Genomic DNA, 8,514 nt, shown 5'->3' on the forward strand with positions numbered 1-8,514 from the left:
ATGAATGATCTCATACATTTCATTAGTAATCCAGTTGTTTTCATTTTGAATGAGACAGGAGGAACCTTTTTCAATAGCCTTTTTAAAAGATTGAAAGAAATGATCTTCAGGTAAATATTTGCGAAAAAAGCAGGCTGTAAATTGATTTCAAATATTTGTAAACCATCGTCATTCCATTCCATTGTTCCTTTGAGATGATTTGCGTAAATGATATTATGCTGGCACGGACTAAAATCTATTTTCTGTGCCATGTTGTGATTATTCGATCTGCTGAATCCTTAAGAGAAAATGCATTTCAACTGTTTCATACTGACTGTCAAAATCCACTAAAGTCTGTTGAGACAATGAGGCCATTACCATGTCCGATATGGATTCCGTCAAAATAGATTTCTTTTAATAACCTCTTCCCAAACGGTTATTTAAAGTGACACTGTGTCCTTAAAAAGACCGTTTGTTGGATAAAACATTCTTGGATCGTCTCTTTCAATAACCAGCTCAGGAAATCAGATGTATGGATCGTAACCTCATTCATTAATGTTATTCGTTAAACAATTTCTTTTTGCGGTGATTATATTCCGCTCTGCGTAGCTAAACAAAAATCTGCTATAAAGTACATTTGCAAAATAAAACTTTATTTAGATATAAATCTTAATAATAAGGATGGTAAAATAACGTTGATGGAAAAAAAATGGATAAACAGAAACAGCTTATATTAAATGAAAACCTTACGAGAGTTATGTGGCAACTTTCATTGGCCGGCTGTTGTTGCAATGGTTTTGTATGGGATGAATAATTTTCTGGATGGAATTTTTGTAGGGCATCTGATCAGTAACACTGCTTTGGCAGCAGTAGGTGTAGCGTATCCTTTGGCACAATTGGCGCAGGCAATGGGAAGCCTTATCGGAACAGGAATAGGTACTTCGTTAAGTATCTGGATAGGTGAGAATCAGACGCGAAAATTAAAGAAAATGTTTGGAACAGTTCATTTTCTATCATTGATATCATCAGTATTGTTGAGCTTACCTGCTTATATATATGCAGAAGAATTGATTTATATGATGGGTGGCAGGGGAGAAATAGCTGTTTGGGAACCGAATACTTTAAAGTGACTTTGCTGAGCAATTTCTTTTGGATTCATGGATTAGCACTGTATATGATGATCCGTGCTGAAGGGAAAATGAAAACAGCTGCATGGATGATCGCAATAAGGACTTGTCATCGATGTATTGCTTAAACCTGTATTCATTGATACTTTTGGCTGGGGGGTAAGCGGTGCTGCCTGGGCAAACCAATGTTTCTATGATTATTTACACTTTATCAGGTATCTGGTACTATTCAAAAGGAAAAGCATCTTTTGTAACCAAATTCTGGTCTTTACTACCGAACAGGCAAATCATAAAAGAAACTTTTGCACTGGGAATGCCTGCCTTTATAATGATGGCAATGATTGTAGTTCAGAATATAGTAGTATTCAACGCACTTGCAAAATATGGTACTGCAGCGGATATCACTTTTTATACGGCGGTTAATCGTTTTTTTATACTCCTAAATACCCCTTTATGGGGATTGATGCGGGCTTTGCAACCAGTAACAGGAATGAATTTTGGAGCTGGAAACTATGAAAGAGCAAAAAAATCATATGTATTATTTTCTTTTACAGGACTCATTATTCTATTGCCTTTCTGGGCTATTGTCATGTTTTTTCCTTCTGATATGCTTTCAATAATGATTCCGAATGTAACATTTAGTATGAACCAATTAACCAATTTCAGAATATACATGAGTGTGTTGCTTACATTACCTTTTATTTTTATGGCTATGGTTTGGTTTCCTTCAGTAAAAAATGGAAAACCTGCAAGTATTGTTGGAATTCTGCGACAACTTGTTTTTTATGTTCCCGTTATGCTCATTATACCTTCATTTTTTGGAGTCGATAGTGTGTATTGGGCAAGTGCTATAATTGACTGGAGCATTTTTCTGTTGGTTATTTTTCTCGTAAGAATCAATTTCAATAGATTAACCAAATCGGAAAAGAAATTAAATGTTTATCAATAACAAGTAAAAACGAATGATGAAAACTATAAAACAAGATAGATATCTGTTAGAAGACACTATTTATAACAATATTAAAGCTTCTAGGGAGGATGCTGATATACATGAAATACTGGATGCGGCTGAAAAAGCTGAGGTATTGGACTTTGCCTGGGAGTTTACTATGGGTATGGATACTCTTATCGGTAAAGCAGGGATGTCACTTTCAGAGGCTCAAAAAGAAAAGATTCTGAAAGCACGAATTCTATTGGCCGCTACAATCTCTAATGAGTAATACTCAAAAAAACATCACCTACTTTTTACTACAAATGCTGTAAAATAAAAAGCAGGTGATGTGTTGTATATAAGCGGTATCAAAATCCTAAAAGATTACATATACTCTTCTCCGCCGTTTTCTTCATTCCCGTTTCTTCCCGGTTTTTCTGCTTTCTTTTGATTGAAACGATACGTAAATGATAAATTAATCGTACGTTCTCTCCATTGTCTTTCTGAGTAACTGTTTGCCGTATCCAGATAAATTTCACTTCTCATTTTACGGCTGTTAAAAACGTCCTGAACATTTAGAGCAATAGTTGCTTTATCTTTCCAGATATCCTTACTGAAAGCCAGATTGAGGTTTGGTTCACCTAATATTTTTCCCTGAGCTGTATTTCTCGGACCTCTGTACATAAAAGTCGTCTGCCAATCTATACCACCTGGTAAATTAACCGTGGAAGCCACTCTTGAACTCCAGGTAAACGTATCATTGTCAAAATTCTGAGTGATACTGTTTCCTTCTGTATCTGTGTAAGTATAATCCCCTCTTGTTTGCTCCTGAAATAAGTTGATGTTTCCGTTTAATCTCCACCATTTAAATGGATTGTAATTTACATTGAATTCCAATCCGTAACGGTATTCTGTATTCAGGTTAATAGGAGAACTGATGGTAATCGGAATACCTTCCTCATTTACACCGTCTACAATTCTTATAAATTGAGTAGCATCAGTCGTACGGTTATAATATACCGAAGTATTCAACGTCAGTTTATACCAGCGTTTCATAAAGCCTAAATCAAAGGCATCTGTAAAAGATGGATCTAAATCAGGATTTCCTCTGTAAAAGTTGATAGAACTCGAATAATTTGAGATTGGATTTAAGGACCACCCACGAGGACGTCTTACTCTTTTACTGTAGCTGATCGATGCAGTAGATGAATCTGTCAGTTCATAATTTAAGAAAGCACTTGGGAAAAAATTGTTATATTTTTTCTTATTGTAATCGTTGGTTACCAACTGATTTACATCAATTTCACTTGCTTCCCATCTCAAGCCAACCATATAGCTGAATTTCTTGTATTTATTACCATACTGAGCATATAAGGCATTAACTTTCTCAAGATATTCCAAATTGTTCTTAAACTGCTCGTTTTCAATGTATTCACCATTTTCTAAGGTTGTTACATTATATTTTGTATTCAATTCATTAAAATTTCCTAAATATCCTGCTTCAAATTGTCCTTCTCCAATCGGTAATACATAGTCTAAACGTAAAATATTCCGCAATTCGTTTTCCCTTGAATTGGTTAAATCGCTTGTAAGAACTGTACCTGCATTACTTGTAGAAATGTCAGAATCTTCTCTGTCAAAGTTTTTTGAAACGGTTCCGGATACGAACAACTGGTGACCTTTATCATTGAATTTATATGTAAAATCAGTTGAGTAGTCTACATTTTCTTTAAAATCATCTTCGGCAGTATAGCGTCTGTTGCTATATAATAAATTTCTGCCTGCATCATAATAATCATAATTTACATCATTCGGATTATCACCGTCACTTCTTCTCCATGTAAAATTATTATTCCATGTCAGTTTATCTGTCAGATAATATTCGAAACCGAAGTTGGCATTATAGCCTTTTCTTTTACGTTCTCTTTTGCTGTACTCATTCACAAAACTCTTTGACAAACCAGTATTTTGATCAATATATTCTGTTTCGTTAAGAGAGTTTCCTTTTGTAAAATCATTTCTGTAACCTAAATTGGCAAAAAGATTGAATTTTTCTTCTTTATAATTGATATTGGCACCAACGCTGTACCCGAAAGGGTTGCTTACATTGGCAGTAACACTACCGTTAACGCCCTGGTTGCTTCCCTTTTTCAGAATGATGTTAATAATTCCGGCACCCCCTTCTGCTTCATATCTTGCAGACGGATTTGTTATGATCTCTACCTGTTCGATTGATTCTGAAGAAAGCATTTTTAGTGCATCTGCAATATTGGAAGCCATTCCTGAAGGTTTTCCGTCAATGAGAACGCGAACACTTTCATTACCTCTCAAACTTACATTTCCATCAGCATCTACCGCTACAGAAGGGATGTTATCCAAAACATCACTGGCAGTTCCACCTTTATTGATATTGTCATTGGAAACATTATATACTTTTTTGTCGAGTTTGAACTCTACATCTGCCCGTTTTGTTTCTATCACAAGACCTTCAAGCACTTCAGAATCACTTTCAACCTTAATCATACCAAGACTCATAGAAGAGGTGATTTCTTTATTGGAAATCGTCAGGGTCTGGTAGCCCAAAAATTCTATTTTAATTTCATAGGTATCCGGAAGAATAGGAATATTAAATTGTCCACTGGCATCTGTCATATCGCCTGTGACATAGCTCGGATTCGTAGTACTTACAAGCGTAATACTCGCATATTCTAATGGTTGATTAGTCTTTGCTTCAACTACCGTACCTTTAACATAGATTTCAGCAGCTTGCTGACTGAAACCCAATGTGGTAATGAAAAGCATGGACAGTATAGGTAATATTCTAAAAATTTTCATAAATTATATGAATTTTGAGTATAGATTTTATGCAAAAATAGTGCAGTAAATCGGGTTTAATAATAATATATTGTTAAATAAAACGGCTGTATTCCTATAGTATATCTTCAATTTTGGAAAAGGGACGTGCTATAACTGCTTTATTACCATTTACCACAATAGGTCTTTCTATCAGTTTTGGATGTTTTACCATTGCTTCAATTATAGCATCATCACTGAGTTGTTGGTTTTTATAATCAGCCCATTCCGCTTCTTTTGTGCGAACCAATTCTATAGGTTTTATATTTAGTAATGCAATCAGATGCTTTAGCGTTTCTTTTGAAATAGGTTCGTCAAGATATTTTATTACATCTACTTCAACTTTTTTATCTTCTAAATATGCCAGACCTTCTCTGGATTTGCTGCATCGTGGATTGTGGTAAATAGTAATCATTTTATTTGTTATTTTTGATAATTATAAAAAGAATAAACCTCAAAAACCAAACCAATGTATATAGAACAGTTAAAAAACAATAAAGACAGTCTTTTAAAATACCTTCCGTTTAGTCTGGCTTTTTTCATATTCATGGCTTTTAATCTTATTGCCAGTTCATTAGCCGAGACCAATACTCAGGAAGCATTGGATTTGATGGTAGAACAAATGGGAAAAAATATGACATTGGTTATGGTGACGGCTCCTCTTGCGTTTTTATTGTTGTTATTGTTATTATGGGTAAGGTTTTTTCACGGACAAAGCATTCGAAGTCTCACAACCGCACGACCTAAAACCGACTGGAAAAGGATTTTGTTTTCATTTGCCTTATGGTCCTTGTTTTTGATTATTTCAACAGGTATCAGTTACTATATAAATCCTTCTGATTATGAAATCAATTTTAAACCTGTACCTTTTATTTTTCTTATTATTATAAGCATCATTTTTGTACCCTTACAAACAAGTTTTGAGGAATATTTCTTTCGCGGATATCTTATGCAGGGATTGGGATTGGCTACAAAAACGCGTTGGTTTCCCTTAGTTTTTACCTCTGTAATGTTTGGATTGATTCATGTTTCAAATCCGGAAGTATTGCAGCTGGGACCTTCTATCATGATTTTTTACATCGGTACCGGTTTTTTTCTTGGTATTATCACACTCATGGATGATGGAATGGAACTTGCATTAGGATTTCATGCTGCAAATAATGTAATGCTTTCACTCTTAGTTACTTCTAAAACTTCAGCATTGCAGTCAGAAGCTCTTCTGATAGATATCAGTGATTCTTCTAATAGTTTAACAGAAATTATACTTCAGGTTTTTTTGATTTTTCCTATCTTGTTATTCATTTTTGCTAAGAAATATGGCTGGAATGATTGGAAAAGAAAATTAACACAATTCAATTGAAATGATTATGAAGTGTAACGAAGTGCATCCTTTTTTTAAGCTTAACGGGCAATCATTTCAAGGTGATGCCTTATGCGAAATGGCTATTTCGCTTATTAAAGACGGTGAACCACATGAAAAAGAACTGGGACAGCTGATTTTGCAATGGTTTGATGATAATGACCATGTGATTTTACTTACTTCGGGAACTACCGGAAATCCCAAAGAAATAAAATTGTCTAAACAGGCGATGATCAATTCTGCTAAGGCAACAGCAGATTTTTTTAAATTAGAAAGAGGCGATAAAGCATTACTGTGTTTACCAACGCGATATATCGCCGGAAAAATGATGTTTGTCAGAGCGGTTGTATAGGTCTTGATTTAGATTTTGTAGTACCAAGTTCTTTTCCGATGGAAAATAATGATACTTGCTATGACTTTGTTGCTATGGTTCCCTTACAGGTTCAGGGATCTCTTAGTAAACTCAATAATATCAAAAAACTCATTGTTGGTGGAGCGAAGCTCAGTAGTTCACTAAAACTTTTGCTGGAGAAGAAGTGTGAAACCTATGAAACATATGGAATGACAGAGACGGTTACCATATAGCGGCAAAACGTATTGAAGATGACTATTTTACTGCACTGCCGAATGTAACCCTTAAGTGTTTGACGATCGTAACTGTCTGGTTATTGATGCTCCTTTGGTTGCTGAAAACAGTTAGTGACCAATGACTTGGTAGAATTGAAAGACCATCATACGTTTAAGTGGATCGGACGCAATAGATAAATGTCATCAACAGCGGTGGAATTAAACTATTTCCTGAGCAGATAGAAGAGAAGCTGGCACATTAAATATCAGATCGTTTTTTTTGTTATCGGTAAAACAGATGAGGCTTTGGAACAAGTTGGTATTGGTTATCGAAAGTGAGCCTTATGATTTAACAGAGAAACTTTTTCGAACTCACAGTTTATGAAAAACCTAAGGAAATACAATTTGTAGCTCAGTTTAAAGAAACACCCACGGGAAAATAATAAGACGAGAAACTTAAAATAAGTTTATAAAACGCAGGAGTAATTCTGCGTTTTTACATTATATATTCAATCAGAAGATACCATAAACCGATCGTTACAAAAGATATCGGAATACCGAAACCGACCATCATATTGCTGAGTTTGTGGTTTTAATCCGTGTGTATTTGCGAGTATAGCTGCCGTAATCATTGGAGCCATAGCGGCTTCAATAATACAGACTTTAGTTGCTGTGTCATTCAAATGGAATACACACCATAATACACCATAAATATAACCAAAGGAACAAAAATGAGTTGGAACATCAAGCCGATATTAAATACGGATAATGATTTACTGTCTTTTTGAAATTTTAGCTGATATCCTACAGAAAGTAAAGCAATGGGAGATATAGTCGCTGCAAGCATTTTGAATGTTTCACTCAAAGGTTCCGAAAGTCTACTTTAAAAAGTGCCAGAAGCAATCCAAAATAAAAAGGCAATAAGAGGAGGGAAGCTGAACATTTTTTTTAATAAGGAGGCGGAGTTTTTCGTATGTGCGTAAGAATTGCCACTAAAATTCCTACGGTTGACAAAACGACAAAAGTACCCGGAAAGATCAACTACGATTAAAGTTTTCAGTCCCTCATAACCGTAGAGTGCCTGTATCACCGAATACCGACAAAAGATTATTTCCGAGTCCGGCAGTTAAGATCAGACAGCCTGTAAGCTTATTTGACCAGCCAAGCTTTTTCCTAAAAATGAAAAAAAACAAAGGCCATTCCAAAGCTGATCCAGGCTACAGCTGCAGGAAATAATAATTCATACGGAGCTGTATCTTTGGAATATAAAAGGTGCCATGGCTGGTAAAGCAATATACAGTACATATTGATTCGGACTACAGCCGTATTTTTAGGAAAAGCACTTTTAGTCTTTGAAGAGCTGTTCCTGCCAGCAGACATATAAAAATTAGAAGAATATTACTCATAATTTGTAATAAAAAAACCGAAAGGATTACTTTCGGTTAAGAATTATAAGCTGGTGTTCCGTATAGATCAAATTCTGTAGCTTCATCTATTGTTTACTTCCTACGAATTCACCTGTTTTTAAATAATGTTTAGAGCATCAATCAGCACTTCGTTGTCCACATCAGGGCTATCAAATTCTGTTCTTCCTACAAAATATTTCCCTTCTTTACGATCAATGATACAACGATAGGTTTCCCCTAATTTTTCTTGATTGAGTTCCCATGAAATCTGAGCCTGAATTTCCATAATTT

12 protein-coding genes and 3 pseudogenes are annotated in these 8,514 nt (G+C 35.0%); 5 read left to right on the forward strand and 10 right to left on the reverse strand.

Annotated features, from left to right (window positions below):
- Positions 1-251: pseudogene (locus QW060_RS23530) on the reverse strand (hypothetical protein); the annotation flags it as partial.
- Between the two features lie 7 nt (positions 252-258).
- Entirely contained in the window at positions 259-381 is a 123-nt protein-coding gene (locus QW060_RS23535) for a hypothetical protein (RefSeq protein WP_290365280.1), read from the reverse strand.
- Between the two features lie 307 nt (positions 382-688).
- On the opposite strand from QW060_RS23535, the pseudogene QW060_RS23540 reads away from it, so the two are divergent.
- Positions 689-2,055, forward strand: a pseudogene (locus QW060_RS23540) (MATE family efflux transporter).
- Positions 2,056-2,191: 136 nt separating this feature from the next.
- Positions 2,192-2,326 carry a hypothetical protein gene (locus QW060_RS23545; RefSeq protein ID WP_290363686.1) on the forward strand — a complete coding sequence of 45 codons (135 nt, stop codon included), beginning with the start codon at positions 2,192-2,194 and terminating at the stop codon, positions 2,324-2,326.
- Positions 2,327-2,421: 95 nt separating this feature from the next.
- Here the strand turns inward: QW060_RS23545 and QW060_RS23550 are convergent, their stop codons facing one another.
- Positions 2,422-4,872, reverse strand: a complete 2,451-nt coding sequence (locus tag QW060_RS23550; RefSeq protein ID WP_290363685.1) for an outer membrane beta-barrel family protein — start codon at positions 4,870-4,872, stop codon at positions 2,422-2,424.
- A gap of 94 nt (positions 4,873-4,966) precedes the next feature.
- On the reverse strand, positions 4,967-5,305 hold the full coding sequence (gene arsC, locus QW060_RS23555) for an arsenate reductase (glutaredoxin) (protein ID WP_290363684.1): 339 nt from the start codon (positions 5,303-5,305) through the stop codon (positions 4,967-4,969).
- 54 nt (positions 5,306-5,359) lie between these two features.
- Between arsC and QW060_RS23560 the strand changes: the two genes are divergently transcribed.
- From QW060_RS23560 to QW060_RS28175, 3 genes are read left to right on the forward strand one after another with little or no spacing between them, the layout of a single operon-like run.
- Positions 5,360-6,250 (forward strand): CPBP family intramembrane glutamic endopeptidase, encoded by an 891-nt coding sequence (locus QW060_RS23560; RefSeq protein WP_290363683.1) that lies wholly within the window; start codon positions 5,360-5,362, stop codon positions 6,248-6,250.
- A 7-nt stretch (positions 6,251-6,257) separates the two neighbouring features.
- Positions 6,258-6,602 carry an AMP-binding protein gene (locus QW060_RS28170; RefSeq protein ID WP_317623231.1) on the forward strand — a complete coding sequence of 115 codons (345 nt, stop codon included), beginning with the start codon at positions 6,258-6,260 and terminating at the stop codon, positions 6,600-6,602.
- Positions 6,545-6,835 (forward strand): hypothetical protein, encoded by a 291-nt coding sequence (locus QW060_RS28175; protein ID WP_317623232.1) that lies wholly within the window; start codon positions 6,545-6,547, stop codon positions 6,833-6,835. Before QW060_RS28170 ends, QW060_RS28175 begins: the two co-directional genes overlap by 58 nt.
- A gap of 491 nt (positions 6,836-7,326) precedes the next feature.
- Here QW060_RS28175 and QW060_RS23570 read toward each other — a convergent pair whose 3' ends face one another.
- From QW060_RS23570 to QW060_RS23595, 6 genes and pseudogenes are all read right to left on the reverse strand, one after another.
- The gene (locus QW060_RS23570; protein WP_290365281.1) at positions 7,327-7,500 is read right to left on the reverse strand and encodes a hypothetical protein; all 174 of its coding nucleotides are present in this window, start codon (positions 7,498-7,500) and stop codon (positions 7,327-7,329) included.
- Positions 7,497-7,682 (reverse strand): hypothetical protein, encoded by a 186-nt coding sequence (locus QW060_RS23575; RefSeq protein ID WP_290365282.1) that lies wholly within the window; start codon positions 7,680-7,682, stop codon positions 7,497-7,499. The genes QW060_RS23570 and QW060_RS23575 overlap by 4 nt, the downstream gene beginning before the upstream one ends.
- A gap of 18 nt (positions 7,683-7,700) precedes the next feature.
- Complete coding sequence (locus QW060_RS23580; RefSeq protein WP_290365283.1) at positions 7,701-7,907, reverse strand: hypothetical protein; 207 nt, start codon at positions 7,905-7,907, stop codon at positions 7,701-7,703.
- On the reverse strand, positions 7,882-8,010 hold the full coding sequence (locus QW060_RS23585; RefSeq protein WP_290365284.1) for a hypothetical protein: 129 nt from the start codon (positions 8,008-8,010) through the stop codon (positions 7,882-7,884). Before QW060_RS23585 ends, QW060_RS23580 begins: the two co-directional genes overlap by 26 nt.
- Positions 7,991-8,197 carry a hypothetical protein gene (locus QW060_RS23590; RefSeq protein ID WP_290365285.1) on the reverse strand — a complete coding sequence of 69 codons (207 nt, stop codon included), beginning with the start codon at positions 8,195-8,197 and terminating at the stop codon, positions 7,991-7,993. The genes QW060_RS23585 and QW060_RS23590 overlap by 20 nt, the downstream gene beginning before the upstream one ends.
- Before the next feature lie 62 nt (positions 8,198-8,259).
- A pseudogene (locus QW060_RS23595) lies at positions 8,260-8,514 on the reverse strand (30S ribosomal protein S12 methylthiotransferase RimO); the annotation flags it as partial.

Source organism: Paenimyroides ceti, from assembly GCF_030409925.1.